Annotated in this window: 11 protein-coding genes; 3 read left to right on the top strand and 8 right to left on the bottom strand. The window is 71.0% G+C overall.

The annotated features are described in order from the left end of the window. Positions 1–6 precede the first annotated feature (6 nt). From ACIO6U_RS01860 to ACIO6U_RS01850, 3 genes are all read right to left on the bottom strand, one after another. On the bottom strand, positions 7–927 hold the full coding sequence (locus ACIO6U_RS01860) for a carbohydrate ABC transporter permease (protein WP_355334406.1): 921 nt from the start codon (positions 925–927) through the stop codon (positions 7–9). Positions 928–940: 13 nt separating this feature from the next. Continuing rightward, positions 941–1,921: a carbohydrate ABC transporter permease gene (locus ACIO6U_RS01855; protein WP_401714824.1), complete on the bottom strand. Its 981-nt coding sequence runs from the start codon at positions 1,919–1,921 to the stop codon at positions 941–943. 122 nt (positions 1,922–2,043) lie between these two features. Further along, positions 2,044–3,342 carry an extracellular solute-binding protein gene (locus tag ACIO6U_RS01850; protein ID WP_355334402.1) on the bottom strand — a complete coding sequence of 433 codons (1,299 nt, stop codon included), beginning with the start codon at positions 3,340–3,342 and terminating at the stop codon, positions 2,044–2,046. Between the two features lie 450 nt (positions 3,343–3,792). On the opposite strand from ACIO6U_RS01850, the gene pulA reads away from it, so the two are divergent. After that, positions 3,793–9,258, top strand: a complete 5,466-nt coding sequence (gene pulA / locus ACIO6U_RS01845; protein WP_401714821.1) for a pullulanase-type alpha-1,6-glucosidase — start codon at positions 3,793–3,795, stop codon at positions 9,256–9,258. 157 nt (positions 9,259–9,415) lie between these two features. Continuing rightward, positions 9,416–9,928 carry a GNAT family N-acetyltransferase gene (locus tag ACIO6U_RS01840; RefSeq protein WP_391043789.1) on the top strand — a complete coding sequence of 171 codons (513 nt, stop codon included), beginning with the start codon at positions 9,416–9,418 and terminating at the stop codon, positions 9,926–9,928. 18 nt (positions 9,929–9,946) lie between these two features. Here ACIO6U_RS01840 and ACIO6U_RS01835 read toward each other — a convergent pair whose 3' ends face one another. Next, positions 9,947–11,956 carry a hypothetical protein gene (locus ACIO6U_RS01835; protein ID WP_401714819.1) on the bottom strand — a complete coding sequence of 670 codons (2,010 nt, stop codon included), beginning with the start codon at positions 11,954–11,956 and terminating at the stop codon, positions 9,947–9,949. 124 nt (positions 11,957–12,080) lie between these two features. Further along, positions 12,081–13,100 (bottom strand): glutamine synthetase, encoded by a 1,020-nt coding sequence (gene glnII, locus ACIO6U_RS01830; RefSeq protein WP_355334395.1) that lies wholly within the window; start codon positions 13,098–13,100, stop codon positions 12,081–12,083. Between the two features lie 1,422 nt (positions 13,101–14,522). On the opposite strand from glnII, the gene ACIO6U_RS01825 reads away from it, so the two are divergent. Then, on the top strand, positions 14,523–15,395 hold the full coding sequence (locus ACIO6U_RS01825) for a Gfo/Idh/MocA family protein (protein WP_401715812.1): 873 nt from the start codon (positions 14,523–14,525) through the stop codon (positions 15,393–15,395). Between the two features lie 27 nt (positions 15,396–15,422). On the opposite strand, the gene ACIO6U_RS01820 is transcribed toward ACIO6U_RS01825, so the two are convergent. The 3 genes from ACIO6U_RS01820 to ACIO6U_RS01810 all read right to left on the bottom strand — a co-directional run bounded on the left by ACIO6U_RS01820 (position 15,423) and on the right by ACIO6U_RS01810 (position 18,479). Continuing rightward, complete coding sequence (locus ACIO6U_RS01820; protein ID WP_401714817.1) at positions 15,423–16,262, bottom strand: putative RNA methyltransferase; 840 nt, start codon at positions 16,260–16,262, stop codon at positions 15,423–15,425. Positions 16,263–16,570: 308 nt separating this feature from the next. Beyond that, the gene (locus tag ACIO6U_RS01815) at positions 16,571–17,797 is read right to left on the bottom strand and encodes a cytochrome P450 (protein ID WP_401714815.1); all 1,227 of its coding nucleotides are present in this window, start codon (positions 17,795–17,797) and stop codon (positions 16,571–16,573) included. Between the two features lie 208 nt (positions 17,798–18,005). After that, entirely contained in the window at positions 18,006–18,479 is a 474-nt protein-coding gene (locus tag ACIO6U_RS01810) for a group II truncated hemoglobin (protein WP_355334388.1), read from the bottom strand. Positions 18,480–18,685 lie beyond the last annotated feature (206 nt).

Here is an 18,685-nt window from a genome sequence, read left to right as displayed (position 1 = left end):
CGGGCCTCAGCCCTTGGTGCCTCCGGCGGTGAGGCCGGCCACCAGGTGGCGCTGGACGAGCAGGAAGACGATGCCCGCGGGGATCGCGATCACGACCGAGGCGGCGGTCATGCTGCCCCAGTCGGCGCGCTGGTCGGAGGCGAAGGTGCGGATGCCCGCCGCCAGCGTGGAGTGCTTGTTGCTCATGAACTGGCTGGAGTAGGCGACTTCGCCCCACGCGGTGAGGAAGCTGTAGAAGGCGGTGACCGCGAGGCCCGGCCGGGCCAGCGGCACGATCAGCCGCCAGAAGGTGCCGAACGGGGTCAGGCCGTCCACCCGGCCCGCCTCGTCGATGTCGCGCGGGATCGTGTCGAAGTACCCCTTGAGCATCCAGGCGCAGAAGGGCACCGAGATCGTGCAGTAGACGAGCACCAGGCCGAGGTAGGTGTCGATCAGGTCGAGCTGCGCCATCAGGTTGTACAGCGGCACGATCAGCACGGCCACCGGGAACATCTGCGTGATCAGGAAGGTCCACATCAGCGACTTGTGCCCGGGGAACTTCATCCGGGAGATCGCGTATCCGGCGCTGGAGGCGATCAGCACGCCGAGCACCGTGGTGGCCGCGGCCACGATCACCGAGTTGAGGAACCACTTGGGGAAGTTGGTGTGGAAGAGCACGAACCGGTAGTTGCCCAGGCTCAGATGGCGCATGACCTCGCCGGGCTGCTGCCACGAGGTGCTGGGGCCCAGCGAGATGAAGACGATCCACAGCACGGGGAAGACCGCGACGGCGCTCGCCACCAGCAAGGTGGCGTGCAGGGCGAGCGAGGCGCCGCGGCTGCGGGTGCCGCGCGGGCGGTACTTGCGGCGCGCGGCGGACCCGGGGGCCGCGCCGGTACGGGCGGCGGGGGCGGTGGCGGCCGGGCCGCTGTGGGTGGTGGCACTCATGGTGATCCGGCTCCTATGCCTGCTCGGACTTCAACTGGCGGCGGTAGAAGGTGGAGAAGGCCACAAGGATGAGGAGGATGACGATGCCGTAGGCCGCGGCGCCCGAATAGTCGGACACTCCGGTGAACGCCTTCTCGTAGGCGTACGTCACCAGGATGTCGGTGTCCCCTGTGGTGTTGTTGCCGAGCAGCAGGAAGATGATCGGGAACATGTTGAACGTCCACACGGTGCTCAGCAGGATCACCGTGCTGGTGACCGGCCGCAGGCCCGGCAGCGTCACGTTGAGGAACCGCTGCAACGGCGTCGCGCCGTCCATCTCGGCCGCCTCGTACAGCTCGCTGGGTATGGACTGGAGGCCGCCCAGGGTCGCCACCATCATGAACGGCACGCCGCACCAGACGTTGACGATGATGACCGCGATCTTCTGCGCGAAGGGGGTGCCCAGCCAGTCCTGGGCGGGCATTCCCATGTGCGTGATGATGTCGTTGAAGACGCCGTACTGCGAGTTGAACATCAGCCGCCAGGCGAAGACGCCGATGAAGGCGGGGACCGCCCACGGCAGGATCAGCGCGAGCCGGTAGAAGAGGCGGAAGCGCACCGGGCGGTTGAGCAGCATCGCCATGCCGAGGCCGATGGCGTACGTGATCGCGACGCAGGACACGGTCCAGATGACCGTCCACTGGAGCCGCGGGTAGAAGTCGCCGTCCTTGCCGGAGATGATCTGCCAGTAGTTGTGCAGGCCCACGAAGTCGTACGTGGCGCCGATGTGGACCGGGCCGATGTCCTTGGCGACGTTCATCTCGGTCGCGTTGGTGAGCGACAGGTAGATGCCGTACACCAGCGGGTAGAGGACGAGCACGCCGATGACGATGAGCACCGGGGCGACCATCACCCAGGCGTACCAGTACTTGTCCCAGGACCGCCGCAGCGACATCCTGAGGCCCGGCCGGGGGGCCTTGCCCCGGGCGGGGGTGTCCATGGTGGCGGTGGTCATCGCTCCTCGGCTCTGTCGGGTCTTGTGGCTGTTCAGGAGTGGACCGGACCGGCCGGCCGGGCGCGTGGGCCCCGCCTGTTCAGGTGGCGGGGCCCCGGCCGGCCGGCCCGGAGAAAAGGGGGCTACTGGACGGTGAATCCGGGCAGCAGCTTGCCGAACTCCTTCGCCGCCGTGTCGAGCCCGTCCTTCACGGAGGTCTCACCCTGAAGGATCTTGATGTACTGCTGCTGGAGCGGCGTGAACAGGCTGCCGACCTGGGGCAGCGCCACCCGCGGCCGGGCGGTGTCCATGATCGGCTTGAACCCGGCGATCTGCGGGTTCTTGGTGACCTCGGCGGTGTACGCGGACGTCCGCGTCGGCAGCGTGCCGTTCTTCAGCGCGATCTGCTGCTGGCTGCTGGAGGAGGTCATGAACTGCGTGAACAGGTACGACGCGTCCAGGTTCTTCGAGCCCTGGTAGACCGCCAGGTCGTGACCGCCGGTCGGCGCCAGCGCCTTGCCGGTCGAACCGGCCGGGACCGGCGCGTACCCCAGGTTGCTCTCCTTGCCCTGGAAGGCGCTGCCCGCCAGGTCGTCGCTGACCGACCAGGGGCCCTGGATCAGCATCGCGACCTTGCCGGTCTTGAAGGACGTCTGCATGTTGTCGTACGCGCTCGCGAAGTCGACCTTCAGCGAGGAGGTGTCGTAGACCTCCTTGGCCTTGGTCACCGCCTTGACCGCCTCGGGCGAGTTGATCGTGATCTTCTTGCCCGCCGGGTCCGCCAGGTCGGCGCCCTCGCCGAACAGCAGCGGGAACAGGAAGTACGAGTCCGGGTTCACGTACGTGCCCGCGACCCCCGGCACCTTCTCCTTGATCGTCTTGGAGTCCGCGATCAGCTCGTCCCACGTCTTCGGCGGCGCCGCGATCCCCGCCTTCGCGAAGATGTCCTTGTTGTAGAGCAGCCCCAGCGTGTCCGTCACCGACGGCACCCCGTAGGTCTTCCCGTCGTACTTCGTCGTGTTCAGCGGCCCCGCCAGGAAGTCGTCGGCGTCCGTCAGCGCGGCCGTGCCGTCCAGCGGCGCGATGTAGTGCAGCGACGCGTACTCCGGGATCAGGCCGACGTCCGCCCTGATCACGTCCGGCGCGCCCTTGCCGCTCTGCGCCGCCGCCTTGAACTTCTGCTCCACCGTGGTGAAGTCCACGTTCTGGTAGTTCACCTTGATCTTCGGGTACTTCGCCTCGAAGTCCGCGATCAGCGCCTTGTACGTCGGAGCCTCGTTCTTCGCGTCCGAGGTGTCCCAGTACGTGATCGACCCGGTCACCGCCGCCGGGTCCTTCGCCGCCGACGCCTTGTCATCCTTGCTGTCACTGCTACCGCCACAGGCGGTCACCCCGAGAACGATGGCCGCGGCCATCGCCACGGCGGATATGCCGCGTCGCATACCTGACTCCTTGAAGAGGGAAGTGCCCGTTCGCCCAGATCCGACTGGCTCCACTGCTCGGGCTGGGCAGGAACGTAACAGCGATGCAATCCCTTGCGAAAGTCCTTGCAAGCAACTTTCTGCAAGAACCCTTCCGATGTGACGAACGCGTTACCACCGTGCGACACCCGCTCGGGGAGGCGGAACGCGGTGCGGACCGCGGACGGCCGGGGGGTGCCGGACGGCGGGAAGACCTGTACGGAAGGGGAGTTGAGGAGCGTTACCCGGCGTATCGCATGCTGGAATCCCTTACAAGGTCTTGCTGTAAGCCTCCCCGCGGGGATACGGTCCCGGTCAAGTTCGTTCCGGCGCCGATGCCGGAGCTGCACCGGGTTTTCATGCGCGTGGGGCCCCGGCGCGAGGCTGTCCCCTTTCCGCCGTCAGGCGGAGTAGTCGCAAGGAGAACCGCCCGTGGCCCTGCCGTTCAGGCTGCCCGCGTACCGGTCGCGGACCGGTAGACGTATCAGAAGCACCGCCGTCGCCACGGCGCTCGCCGCGCTCGTGGCGCTGGCCGTACCGGCCGCGTCCGCACACGGCGTGCCCGCCCCGCCGCCACCGCCGTCGGACAAGGCGCTCGCCGGGCAGGCCGCGCGGCACGACGCCACGCGTGAGCAGTTCTACTTCGTGATGCCGGACCGCTTCGCCAACGGGGACAAGGCCAACGACAAGGGCGGTCTGACCGGCGGCAGGCTGACCACCGGGTACGACCCCACGGACAAGGGGTTCTACCAGGGCGGTGACCTCAAGGGCCTGACGCAGAAGCTGGATTACATCAAGGGCCTGGGCACCACCGCGATCTGGATGGCCCCGATCTTCAAGAACCGGCCGGTGCAGGGCACGGGCACGGACGCCAGCGCCGGGTACCACGGCTACTGGATCACGGACTTCACCCAGGTGGACCCGCACTTCGGGACCAACGACGACCTGCGCAGGCTGATCACCGCGGCGCACGCCAAGGGCATGAAGATCTTCTTCGATGTGATCACCAACCACACGGCCGACGTCATCGGCAACGCGGAGAACACGTACACCTACCTGTCCAAGGGCGCGTTCCCGTACCTCGCCGCGGACGGCACCCCCTTCGACGACAGCACCTACGCCGACGGCGGGAACGGCGCCGGGAAGGCGACGTTCCCGAAGGTCACGACCGCGTCGTTCCCGCGCACGCCCATCGTGCCCGCGGACCAGAGGAACGCGAAGGTGCCGGCCTGGCTCAACGACCCGACGATGTACCACAACCGCGGCGACTCGACCTTCGCGGGCGAGAGCGCGGACCAGGGCGACTTCAGCGGCCTGGACGACCTGTGGACCGAGCGGCCCGAGGTCGTCAGCGGCATGGAGCGGATCTACGAGAAGTGGGTCAAGGACTTCGCGATCGACGGCTTCCGGATCGACACGGTCAAGAACGTCGACCTGCCGTTCTGGACGCAGTGGGCGACCGCGCTGGACGACTACGCGGCCAGGCACGGCCGGCCGAACTTCTTCATGTTCGGCGAGACGTACTCCGCCGACCCGGCGATCACCTCGCCGTACGTCACGCGGGGCCGCCTCGACGCGACGCTCGACTTCCCCTTCCAGGACGCGGCCCGCGCCTACGCCTCGCAGGGCGCGGCGCCCGCGAAGCTCGCCGGGGTCTACGGCCAGGACTACCGCTACACGACGGACAAGGCCAACGCGTACGAGCAGGTCACCTTCCTCGGCAACCACGACATGGGCCGGATCGGCTCCTTCCTGAAACAGGACAACCCGGCGGCGGACGACGCCGAGCTGGTGCGACGGGACCGGCTGGCCAATGAGGTGATGTTCCTCGGCCGCGGCAACCCCGTCGTCTACTACGGCGACGAGCAGGGCTTCACGGGCGCGGGCGGCGACAAGGACGCCCGGCAGACGATGTTCGCCTCCCAGGTCGCCGACTACCTCGACGACGACGAGATCGGTACGGCGCGCACGCACGCCGACGACGCGTACGACCCGACGCACCCGCTCTACCGCGCCATCGCCGCGCTGTCGAAGCTCACCAAGGACCACCCGGCGCTGCGCGACGGGGTCCAGACCGAGCGGTACGCGGAGCCCGGCACGGCGGCCGGTGTCTACGCGTACTCCCGCACGGACGCGAAGACGCGTGACGACTACCTGGTGGCGGTCAACAACGCGACGGCCGCGAAGACGGTCACGATCCCGGCTGCGGGCGCGGCGAAGGCCGCGTACCGGGCGCTGTACGGGACGACGGGGACGCTCACCACGGGCGCGGACGGTTCGCTCAAGGTGACGGTGCCCGCGCTGAGTTCGGTGGTCTACCAGGCCGCGGGGCCGCTGCCCGCGCCCACCGCGAAGCCGACGATCACGCTGACCGCACCCGAGGCCGGCGCCACCGGCACCGTCGAGCTGACGGCCGACGTCAGCGGCGGCGGCCTCAACCGGGTCGTCTTCGCCGCCCAGACCGGCAACGGCACGTGGCAGGTGCTCGGTTCTGCCGACCACGCCCCGTACAAGGTGACGCAGACGATCGACCCGAAGACGGCGGCCGGAACGCCCGTACGCTACAAGGCCGTTGTGGTGGACGCCGCCGGACGTACGGCCGCGGCCACCGCCGCGACCAGCACCGGTACGACCCCGGTCACCCCGCCGCCCACCGCGATCAGCCACGACTACGCGGTGGTCCACTACCAGCGGACCGACGGCGACTACGCGGACTGGGGCCTGTACACCTGGGGCGACATCGCCGACGGCGAGGCCACCACGTACCCGGCGGGCCACGCCTTCACCGGGCGTGACGCGTACGGCGCCTTCGCCTATGTGAAGCTCAAGCCCGGCGCGTCCGATGTCGGCTTCATCGTCGTGAACAAGGACGGCGTCAAGGACACCGACGGCGACCGCGCGATCGACCTCACCGCGACCGGCGAGGTGTGGATCAAGCAGGGCAGCCCGGACGTGGCCACGGCCGCGCCGGACGGCGCCTACCCGCCGCAGGACACCGGCAAGGCCGTCCTGCACTACCACCGCGCGGACGGCGACTACACCGGCTGGGGCCTGCACGTCTGGACCGGCGCGGCCACCCCCACCGACTGGTCCTCGCCCGTCAGGCCGGCCCGGATCGACTCCTACGGCGCGGTGTACGAGGTCCCGCTCGCCGCGGGCGCCACCTCGCTCAGCTACATCCTGCACAACGGCGACGCGAAGGACCTGCCCAGCGACCAGTCGCTCGACCTGACCGGGACCGGCCACGAGGTGTGGCTGCTCGGCGGCACGGAAAAGTATCTCCTGCCGCAACCCCAGGGATCAGGAGCTGACTTGGACCTCACCAAGTCGCAGGCCCAGTGGATCGACCGTGACACCGTCGCCTGGCAGACCTCCGCCGCGGCGGCGTCCCAGCAGCTCGTCTACGCGCCCGACGGCGGCATCACCGTCAAGGACGGCGCGCTGTCGAGCGAGGGCAAGTGGCTGCGGCTGACGAAGGCCGCGACCGGTCTCACCGCCGCCCAGCTCGCCAAGTACCCGCAGCTCAAGGGGTATTCGGCCTTCACGATCGACCCGCGCGACCGGGCCCGCGCCACCGACGCGCTCAGCGGCCAGATCATCGCCACCCAACGCGCCGCCAACGGAGCCCTGTTGGCCGCGACGGGCGTCCAGACCCAGGGCGTGCTCGACGCGGTCTACGGCGCCGCCGCCGCGAAGGACACCCTCGGCCCGGTCTTCACGCACGGCACCCCGCGGCTGTCGCTGTGGGCGCCGACCGCGCACCGGGTGAGCGTGGAGATCGACGGCAGGACCGTACCGATGCGCCGGGACAAGGCCAGCGGCGTCTGGTCGGTGACCGGCAGCCGGTCGTGGACCGGGAAGACGTATCTCTACGACGTCACCGTCTGGGCCCCCAGCGTCCAAAAGCTCGTGGTCAACAAGGTCACCGACCCCTACTCGGTCGCGCTGACCACCGACTCCGAGCGCAGCCTGCTGGTCGACCTGGACGACCCGAAGCTCGCCCCCAAAGGCTGGGAGCGGCAGGCCAAACCGGCCGCGGCGCCGATCGGCCGGGCGCAGATCCAGGAGCTGCACATCCGCGACTTCTCGGTGGCCGACAGCACCGTCCCGGCCGCCGACCGCGGGAAATACGCCGCCTTCACCGACACCTCGTCCGCGGGCATGACCCACCTCAAGGCGCTCGCCGCGGCAGGCGTCAACTACGTCCACCTGCTGCCCGCCTTCGACTTCTCGACGGTGCCCGAACGCGAGCGGGACCAGGCGAAGCCCGCCTGCGACCTGGCCTCGTACGCGCCCGACAGCGAGCGGCAGCAGGCGTGCGTGACCGCGGCGGCGGCGAAGGACGCCTACAACTGGGGTTACGACCCGTACCACTTCACCGTGCCCGAGGGCTCCTACGCCAAGAACCCCGACGGGCCGCAGCGCACCACGGAATTCCGGCAGATGGTGCAGGGCCTCAACAACGCGGGCCTGCGCGTGGTCATGGACGTCGTCTACAACCACACCTCGGCGGCGGGCCAGGCCGACACCTCCGTCCTCGACAAGATCGTGCCCGGCTACTACCAGCGGCTGATGCCGGACGGCTCGGTCGCCACCTCCACCTGCTGCGCCAACACCGCGCCCGAGAACACCATGATGGGCAAGCTCGTCGTGGACTCGATCGTCACGTGGGCCAAGGAGTACAAGGTCGACGGCTTCCGCTTCGACCTGATGGGCCACCACCCCAAGGCGAACATCCTCGCCGTCCGCAAGGCGCTGGACGCGCTGACGCCCGGTCACGACGGCGTGGACGGGAAGAAGATCATCCTCTACGGGGAGGGCTGGAACTTCGGCGAGGTCGCCGACGACGCCCGCTTCGTCCAGGCCACCCAGGCCAACATGGCGGGCACCGGCATCGCGACCTTCTCCGACCGGGCGCGCGACGCCGTACGCGGCGGCAGTCCGTTCGACGAGGACCCCGGCGTGCAGGGCTTCGCCTCCGGCCTCTACACCGACCCCAACTCCTCGGTGAACAACGGCACTCCGGCCGAGCAGAAGGCCCGGCTGCTGCACTACCAGGACCTCATCAAGGTCGGACTCACCGGCAACCTCAAGGAGTTCGGCTTCACCGACTCGGCGGGCAAGCGGGTCACCGGAGCCGAGATCGACTACAACGGCGCACCCGCCGGATACGCCGACGCGCCGGGCGACGCCCTCGCCTATGTCGACGCCCACGACAACGAATCCCTCTACGACGCCCTCGCCTTCAAGCTCCCCGTCGGCACCTCGGCCGCCGACCGCGCCCGTATGCAGGTCGTCGCCGAGGCGACCGCCGCGCTCTCCCAGGGGCCCGCGCTCTACCAGGCGGGCTCGGACCTGCTGCGCTCCAAGTCCCTCGACCGCAACTCCTTCGACTCCGGGGACTGGTTCAACGCGATCCACTGGCAGTGCGCCGACGGCACCGGCTTCGGCCGGGGACTTCCGCCCGCGGCCGACAACCAGGCCAAGTGGCCTTACGCCAAGCCGCTGTTGACGCAGCCCCAGCTCAGCCCCGGCTGCGCGCAGATCACCGCGGCCTCCGCCGCGTACCAGGATCTGCTGCGGATCCGCACCGCCGAGCCCGCCTTCCGGCTCGGCACCGCGGCCCAGGTCCAACAGCAGGTCTCCTTCCCGCTGTCGGGCCCCGACGAGACGCCCGGCGTCATCACCATGAAGGCCGGCGACCTGGTGATCGTCTTCAACGCGACGCCGACGACGCAGAAGCAGCGGGTGGAGGCGGCGCGCGGAACCTCGTACGCCCTGCACCCGGTGCAGGCGGCCGGGACCGACCCGGTCGTCAGGACCTCGACGTACGCGGCGGGGACCGGGACCTTCACCGTGCCGGGCCGGACGGTGGCGGTGTTCAGGACCGGTCGCTGAGGACCGTCGGGCGCCCGTGAGGGGAGCCCGCGATCCGGCCGTTTCCGCACTGAATCGCGGACGGCGGGAACCGCGGGCTCCCCTTGGCGCGTCAAGTTTTACGGCCGGGTCGTACGCCGGAGGGAACCAATGTTGCCCTGGATGCGTCCACGCCCATATGAGCTCCCCGCACATCAGGGTCCGCCCTGCCACGCCCGAAGACCTGAGCGCGATATCGGACATCCACGCCCGCGCCCGCGCCAGCTACTACGCGGGCCACCTCCCGGCCGAGGAGTACAGCGGCCCCGCGGAGCTGGAACGACAGCGCGTGGGGACGGCCAGGGCCATCTCCTCGGACGACCGGACCGTGCTGTGCGCGGTCAGGGACGACCGGGTGGTCGGCTTCGCCGTGCTCGCCGCCCGGCACGACGAGGACACCCTCTTCCACTTCCACATCGACCCCTCCGTCTGGCGCACCGGCACCGGCACCGCCCTGCACCGCGCCTGCGTCGCCGTCTGGCAGGCCGCGGGCCTCACCACCGCCCGCCTGGAGGTCTTCGCCCCCAACGCCCGCGCCCGCGCCTTCTACACCCACCAGGGCTGGCAGGAAGACGGCCGCACCGGCGACCACGTCCGCATGCGCCTCACCGTCCCCACCCCGGCCCCCACCCCCCAACCGGCCCACGAATAGCTCCGGCGGCGCCGGGCGTTACGAGGCGGGGAGGGGGGTCAGGGTGGCGCCGGTGGTGAGGTGGGCGGTGAGGGTGGCGCGAGTGCCGCGGGGGGCGCGAGTGGAGAGGTAGGGGCCGTCGGCGGAGGCGTGGACGCCCGCGGTGGCGGTGATCCGGGTGACGTCGCGGCTGCCCGCGGCGACGAGGTACCAGTGGGAGCGGGGGGACTGCCACATGACGCCCGCCATGACGTGCTGGCCGAAGCGGCTGCACGCGTTGCCGTCGGTCTGCCGGCCGGCGACGGTGCCGGGCGCGGCGGCGGGGGAGGACGGCGGGACGAAGGTCACAGTGGCCTGCCCCGGGCCGCGCCAGGTGTCGGCGCGGGCGCAGGTCCAGGACGCCTCGCCGCCGCCCTCGGGCAGCGGGGTACGGGCGAACTCCCAGTTGTTGACGGCCTTCACGCCCTGCCCGCGCAACTCGCCCAGATAGCAGGCGTTGTGCGCCCAACTGACCAGCGCCTGAGCCCCGGTGGCCTCACGCGGCTGCCGCGCCGGGACACCGCCGCCCGGAGGCGGGGTGTACGTGAGGTGGACCGGCGACAGGTCGCCGAGGTCGGTCAGCAGGAAGGTGTGGCTCTCCACGATCCTCGAGGACGACTTGAGCTGCACCACCGGCCAGGCGCTGCCGCACGCACCCGCGGCGGCCCCCGCGCCCGGCATCCGTACCGGATCGGTCACCCCGTCCGCGTCGCGGTGCAGCGGCGCGCCGAGGACGTTGGGCCGCATCAGATCGCGGGTCTGCGCGTCCGCGATCCACGGGGCGGTCAGGAAACGGGTGTTGCCGTCCACCCGGTCGACCACGACCGCCGCCGCCGTCGTCACATCGGCGTCCTGCACCTGCGCGAAGTCCAGCGCGGCGCGCCCCGAACCGCTGCGCGGCTGCGCGTAACGGACGATCCGCAGACCGTCGTAGAAGATCACCACCGCCGCCGCGTCGACATTCCCCGCGAAGAGCAACTGCGGCGGCTGGGCAGGGGCGTTGCGCGGAGTGCCGGGCGTCGAGGAGACGTCCACGTCCGCGCCGGGGCGCGCCCACACCGCGAGCGCCCGGCCGAGCAGCGCCTTGTCGTCGGCCCGGCCGCCGCGCGCGGGCCACGCCGTGAAGTCCATCCGCGCGGTCGACGCCCACAGCGCCGCGTCCGGCCGTACGAGAGCGGCCGGATCGAGCGCGCGGGCCGCGTCCCCCGCACCGGACGCGGGAGAGCCCGGCGCCGCGTAGGACGCCGTACCGCCGTCGCCGCCGCTGCCCCATACCGCCCAGCCGGACACCAGCACGGCGGCCACCGCGACGGCCGCCCCGGTCACCAGCCCCGCGCGCCTGCGCTGCCTGCGCCGCAGCAGGTCGGTCGGCCCCACCTGGAGCGTGCAGGGATCGAACTCACCGGCCGTCAGCAGGTGTTGGCCGCCCTTCACGGCCGCCGCCGCCCGCATCGCGCCGCGCGGATCGGCCGCGCCCGCGGACCTCAGCACGGCCAGTACCTCGGCGTCGGCCAACTCCTCGACCCCGCGCAGCGCGAACGCCGCCCGCGCCTCGGGCGCCAACTCCGCCAGCGCCCGGTCCAGCGCCAACTCCTCGCTGCCGCCCGCCCGCGGATGCAGCCGCAAGCCGACGACCTGCGGCAGCGCCGTACCACCGGCGGCGGCCGTACGCACACGCTCCCGCCAGCCCCAACGGCCGCCGCCGTGCCGCCCGTAGGCCAGCGCCTCGCGCAACACCTCGTGCCGCAGCAGTGCGTACGCCTCACCGCGCGGCCCGTCCGTCGCACCCGCCGTCCCCGGCGGATACCGCCGGTCGCGCGGCAGCGACCGCTGCACCAGGCGGTGCGCGGTCAGCACTCTGCGATGCGTGCCGAGCGCGGTGGGCAGCGCCAGATACGCCAGCCGTACCAGGCGCGGGTAGTGCTCGACGAGCGCCGCCTCCGCCTCTTCCACAGCGACCGGGCCGGGCTCGTCATCGGCGGAATCGCTTTCTGCTGAGCGCGTGTTCACGCCCCGTCAAACGAGTGGATCATCCGATGGTCACGAGATACCGCTCGCGCGCGGCGGTCCCGACGCGCCGGGGCGCCCGTCACCTGACCGTGACGGGCGCCCTGTACAACGGAGTTGACGCAGGTCAGACCAGTCCGGCCTTCTCCAGCGCCGTACCGCACGTGTCCACCATGAGCCGCGTCACCACGTACGGGTCCATGTTCGCGTTCGGGCGGCGGTCCTCGATGTAGCCCTTCTGGTCCACCTCGACCTGCCACGGGATACGCACCGAAGCGCCGCGGTTGGAGACGCCGTAGCTGTACTCGTTCCACGGAGCGGTCTCGTGCGCGCCGGTCAGCCGCGCCTCGACGCCGACGCCGTAGTTCTTGATGTGCTCCAGCGGCTTGTCGTCGCGGCCCAGCGACTCGGCGGCCTCGATGATCGCCTCGTAGCCCTCGCGCATCGCCTTGGTGGAGAAGTTCGTGTGCGCGCCCGCGCCGTTCCAGTCGCCCTTGGCGGGCTTCGGGTCCAGCGTCGCCGAGACGCCGAAGTCCTCCGCCGTGCGGTACAGCAGCCAGCGCGCCACCCACAGGTGGTCGGAGACCTCCAGCGGGCTCAGCGGCCCGACCTGGAACTCCCACTGCCCCGGCATGACCTCGGCGTTGATCCCCGAGATGCCCAGGCCCGCGGCCAGGCAGTTCTCCAGGTGCTTCTCGACCACCGGACGGCCGAAGATCTCGTCCGCGCCGACCCCGCAGTAGTAGCCGCCCTGCGGCGCCGGGTACCCGCCCTCGGGGAACCCGAGCGGACGCGAGCCCTGGAAGAACGTGTACTCCTGCTCGATGCCGAACAGCGACTCCTGCGCCGCGAACTTCTCCGCCACCTCGCGCAGCGCGGCCCGCGTGTTGGACTCGTGCGGCGTCCCGTCGATGTTGAAGACCTCGCACATCACCAGGACGTCGTCCCCGCCGCGGATCGGGTCGGGGAACGAGGAGACCGGCTTGAGTACCCGGTCGGACGCGTGGCCCTCCGCCTGGTTGGTGCTGGAACCGTCGAAGCCCCAGATCGGGAGCTCGGCGCCGTCGGCCAGGATGCGCGTCTTGGAACGCAGCTTCGCGGTCGGCAGGGTGCCGTCTATCCAGATGTACTCAGCCTTGTAGGTCACGGGACGCCATCCTTAACGAACAGTCTTCGCGGGTGCTGGCCGAGCTGCGCTGATCGAGCCACCCGCAGCGTCGCAAAATCCCTTTTCCCGACTGTTGCCCCCGTGTTAACCCACTGTGAACGCCCCTACGTGACCAGCGGCAACGCCCCAGGAGCCCCGCCTGTCACCGCTGCGCGGTGGGCTTCGCCGCTGGGGTGCGTTTGCACGAGGGGCTGCGCCCTTGCGGCGGGGCTGCGCAGGGGGGGTTCGCCGCTGGGGTGTGTTTGTGCGTGGGGCTGCGCCCTTGCGGCGGGGCTGCGCAGGTGGGGTTTGCCGCTGGGGTGCGTTTGTGCGTGGGGCTGAGCCCTTGGGCCACGTTTGCGCGAGGTGGGTTCGCCGGTAGCCATGGAGCCGAAGGGCGCGCCGGTGTTGAAAAGGAGAACGCGCACAGTGACCGAGGAACGAGGGAACGAGCACGATCGACTGTCGACACCGGGTCTAAGCGCCCGGAGGCGGAAGGGCGGCAAAAAAAGGGGATCGGGGTGCGCATAGAAAGGACGGCTCCCCCGCAGGGTGAGGATGCGCGAGACGGTTCGCACGACGATGAACTGGTACGAGTCGGCACCCACCACGGTCAACTGACCCCGGAGGCACGCACCCCACGGCGACCTCACGCGAGACGGCACCCACCCACGTTCACCCGCAACGCTCAGCCGCGCGAGAGGGCACCCACGCACGGTGAGCTGGTACGAGACGGCACCCACCATGGTGGCCCCACGGGAGACGGCACCCCCAGGGCGAGATTGCGCGAGGCGGTTCGCACGACGGTGAACTGGTACGAGTCGGCACCCACCACGGTCAACTGACCCCGGGGGGCAGGCACCCCACGGCGACCTCACGCGAGACGGACCCACCCACGGCGAACACGTGCGTGGGAGCCGTCCTGCGTGAGCCCACCGTGCGGGGAACCGCCTCGCGCATCCTCACCGTGCGTGGGAGCCCTCTTGTGTCAGCTCACCGCGATCCCCTTTTTTTGCCGCCCTCTCGCCTCCGGCGGCTTAGATCCGGTGTCGACGGTCGATCGTGCTCGCTCCCTCGTTCCTCGGTCGCTGTGCGCGTTCTCCCTTTCAACACCGGCGCCGCCTTCGGCTCGCTGGCTACCGGCGAACCCACCTCACGCAAACGCACCCCACCGGCGAACCCCACCGCGCAGCGGTACCGGAGGGGCGCAGCCCCCCGCGCAGGGGCACCCGTGCAGCGAACCCCGGCGCGTGGCGGTGACCTGGCGGCGAACCCCACCGCGCAGCGGTACCGGAGGGGCGCACCCCCCCCGCGCAGCCGCACCCCAGGAGCCCAGCCCCCCTCGCGCAGCCGCACCCCGGCGGCGGACCCCGCCGGGTAGCCGTGACCGGGCGGGACGCCGGTAGGCTCGGCCTCATGACCATGCGCTTCGGACTTCTCGGCACCGGCCCCTGGGCCCGGCTCGCCCATGGACCCGCTCTCGCCGCCCACCCGGAGGTGGAATTCGTCGGGGTCTGGGGCCGGAGGCCGGAGGCGGCGGCTGAGGTGGCGGCGCAGTTCGGTGCGCGGGCGTACCGGGACGCGGAGGCGCTGATCGCGGATGTGGACGCGGTGGCGGTCGCGCTGCCGCCGCATTTGCAGGCGCCATTGGCGGTGGCGGCGGCCCGCGCGGGCCGTCACGTGCTGCTGGACAAGCCGGTGGCGACGACCGTGGAGGACGCGAAGGCGGTGGCCGAGGCCGTCACGGCGGCCGGAGTCGGGTCGGTGGTCTTCTTCACCCTGCGCTTCGACCCGGCGACAGCCGGGTGGATCGAGGAGCAGGCGGCGCGCGGCGAGTGGTACACCGGCCGCGCGGACTGGTACAGCGCCGTCTTCACCGGAGACGAGAACCCCTTCGCGGACTCGCCGTGGCGGCGGGAGAAGGGCGGCCTGTGGGACGTCGGCCCGCACGCGCTGTCCGTCCTGCTGCCCGTACTCGGGGACGTCACCGCCGTCACCGCGGCCAACGGCCCCGGCGACACCGTACATTTGACGCTCCGTCACGAATCCGGTGCCTCCAGCACCTCCACCCTCACGCTGACCGCGCCGCCGGCCGCCGCGGGCGTGGTCGTCGAACTGCGCGGCGGCCAGGGCGTCGTGGCCTACCCCGACGGCGTCGCGGGCGAGGCGACGGCTTCCCTGGCCCACGCCATCACCGCGCTCACCTCCGGCACTCCGCACGCCTGCGACGCCCGCTTCGGCCTGCGCGTCACCGAGATCCTGGCGGCGGCGGAGTCGGCCCTGGACAGGTCCTAGGCCAGCGCCGACTCCGCCGCCGGACGGTCACCGCGGCCGGTAGACGGTGGCCAGGACGGAGACGGTCACGTGACCTGGCAGCGGGCCGCTCCCGGCGTCCGCGCGGCTCACGTGACGGGCGCTCGGTGACATGCCCACCAGGTCCAGGGCGTCGGACCCGGTGAGCGGGGCGAGGTAGTCGACCCGCTCGGTCCTGGCGGCCATGAAGTGGGGGTCGAGGGCGTGGTGCAGGCGTTGTTCCTTGGCGGGGTCGACGGTGACCATGGCCCGTACGCGGTGCCGCAGTTCGGCCAGGTGGCGGTCGGTCGGACGGACGACGATCAGACGGCCCGTCGGGCGCAGGACCCGGCGGAATTCGGCCGGGTTGCGCGGCGCGAAGACGTTCAGTACGAGGTCGGCCGCGCGGTCGGCGACCGGGAAGCGGCGGGAGACGTCCCAGCTCGCCGCGGCGGCTCGTTCGTGGGCGCGGGCGGCCGAGCGCAGGGCGCGTACCGAGGCGTCGAGCCCCAGGCCGCGGGCGTCGGTGAGCCGGGCGAGCACGCCGGCCAGGTAGTAGCCCGTGCCGCAGCAGACGTCCAGGACGGTGCCCGGCCCGGCGTCGGCGGCCAGCCGGGCCACGGCGTGCCGGATGGGGAGGTAGGCGCCGGTGGCCAGGAAGCGGGCGCGGGCCTGTGCCATGGCGGCGTCGTCGGCGCTGACGGCGCGGGTGCCGGTCAGCAGGCCGACGTAGCCGTGGCGGGCGAGGTCGAAGGTGTGGCCCGCGGGGCAGCGCAACGCGCCCCGGTCCGGCCGGAGGGGGCCGCGACAGATCGGGCAGCGCAGGACATCGAGGATCTGTGCGAGGGCAGGCGGAAGCGGCACGGGCATGGAGAGCACTCCTGGCAACGGTGAAGGGAAGGGACCGCGCCCGCGCGCGCCCGGATTCCCGCTCCGCGGGCGGAACGAGCCAGAAGGCGGCGTTATGGGCACGCCGAGGAGGGCGACGCCGTCCGGCATCGCCCTCGAAGGCTCCCGGTCACGGGAAGCAGCGGTGCGGGGTGCTCATGAATGCCACGCCTTCAGTTTACGAGCAGAGGTGAACCCTCGTGTCCACCGAAGGCGTCAGCGGAGCCGAGAGAATGACGGCCCATTCGCCGGAGTCGGAATCCGAGCTGGAACCCGAGCTGAAACCGTAGTCAAGAACCCGAGCCCGAACCGGAAACCCACAGTTCGCTGGCGCTGTTGATGATGAACGACTGCACCGGGCACCCTGACGGCCGTGACAACCGCAGTTTCGGGAAGTGCTCGAACAGGACGCTCAACGCGATCTCGCCCTCCAGCCGCGCCAGTCCGGCGCCAATGCAGAAGTGCTGGCCGTTGCCGAAGGAGAGCTGGCGGGAATTGGGGCGCGCGACGTCGAAGCTGTCGGCGTCGGGGAACTGCTGGTCGTCACGGCCGGCCGCGGCGTAGGAGGCGAGCATGGCCTCGCCGCGCCGGATCACCACGTCGCCGACCGGGATGTCCTCCAGGGCGTAGCGCAGCGGGAAGTGGCCGACCGGGCAGTCGTAACGCACGACCTCCTCGATGACGGAGCCCCAGGAGACCTCGCCGGACCGGGCCCGTGCCAGTTGTCCCGGGTTGGCGAGCAGCGCCCTGACCGCGTTGGTGATCAGGTTGACGGTGGTCTCGTGGCCGCCCACCAGCACGGTGAGCATGATGACCACGACCTCGTCCTCGCTCAGCCGGTCGCCTTCCTCGCTGGCGGCGATCAGCGCGCTGGTCAGGTCGTCGCCGGGGCTCTCGCGCTTGGCCTGTGCCGCCTCGGCGAGCAGGACAAGGAGCTGGTCCTGGGCCTCCTGCGTCTGGTTGCCCTTGGCCGCGGGGTGGCTGCTGAGCACGGCGTCGGAGAGCGTACGCAGCCGCTCGCCGTCCATCGGCGGCAGGCCCAGCAGTTCGGCGATCACCTTGACCGGCAGCGGGAGCGCGTAATCCTCGCGCAGGTCGAACTCGTCGCCGCGCGCGGCCGCTTCGTCCAGCAGGCGGTGCGCCAGCTCCTCGATCCGCGGGCGCAGCGCGGCCGTTCGGCGGGGCGTCATCGCCTGGCCCGCGAGCGCGCGCAGCCGCCGGTGCTCGGCGCCGTCCCGCGTGAGTATCCCGGGGAGGCTGACGAAGTTCAGCAGCGGCCAGTCCTCGGGCAGCCGCCCCTCGGTGTTGCGCGGCCACTGCCGCGGGTCCTTCGACACCCGCGGGTCGACCAGCAGTTGCCGCAGCGTCTCGTGGTGCGTGACGGCCCAGGCCGGTACCCCGCCGGGCAGTTCCACCAGCGCCACCGGGCCGAGCGCGCGCAGCTTGACGTTCTCCTCGTGCTGGTTCTGGCCGAAATGATCGAGCAGTAACGGTGTCAGCGTTTCGGAGGTTTTCATGCCCGGCACCATAACAAGCGCGCTCGCCGGGCGAACAGCTGCCCAAAAGGGCTACGACTCCGAACTCAGCCGCCCCGTAAAGGGGTTGAGCGGTGAATACGCAAACGTCCACCTGCCGATTCCCGCCGGGGAGAATTTCGGACGGTGCTATTCCGAATATGCCCGCCGGAGCCGGCGGCGACGAATTTTTACTCACGGAATACCCGGACTACCGCGCCAGCCCGTCCCAGCCCCAGTGCGGTACGGGACCGGGGTCGCCGAGATCGGAACTCTCCTGGTGGGAGACCGACATGGCGATCCGCGTGCCCCACTCGATGTACTCGGCGAAGCGCTGCCGCAGCAACGCGTCGGCGGGCAGCTCCTTCACGGCGGTCGCGAGCATCAACTCCACCCAGCGCGCCCGCTGTTCCTCGGTGATCCGCAGGTCCAGGTGCTGGGAGAGCAGGGCCTGGTGGCCGCCGAGGCGGGCGGTGTACTCGGCGGGGCCGCCGAAGACCTCCGTGAGCCAGACGACGACATGGTCGACATGGGCCCGGGTGAAGTGCACGAAGACCGGGGCGAGGAGCGGATCGACGAGGACCTGCTCGTAGAAGCTGTCGATGAGGCGGCGCAGGGCGTCACTGCCGCCGACCGCCTCGTAGAAGGTGCCGGTGCGGTCGACGGGGGAATCCGGAGTGGTCATGGGCGCTCCAGGTCGTGCCGGTGGTCGCGGCCGGGGATGTCCCGGCCGCCTCATAGCCGCGGCCAGGGGGCAGCCCGGCCGGTGGTCCCGGCCAGGGTCGGCCTGGCCGGTGCTTTGCGGCCAAGGATCACCCGGCCGCCCGGCGGGCACCGGGATTTACGCGGCGGGCGGATCAAATGGACCAGTGGATTCCGGCCACGGGGAAG

The sequence above is a fragment of the Streptomyces sp. NPDC087422 genome, from assembly GCF_044744145.1.
GTDB lineage: Bacteria > Actinomycetota > Actinomycetes > Streptomycetales > Streptomycetaceae > Actinacidiphila.
This window is presented reverse-complemented; position numbering and strand designations above follow the sequence as displayed.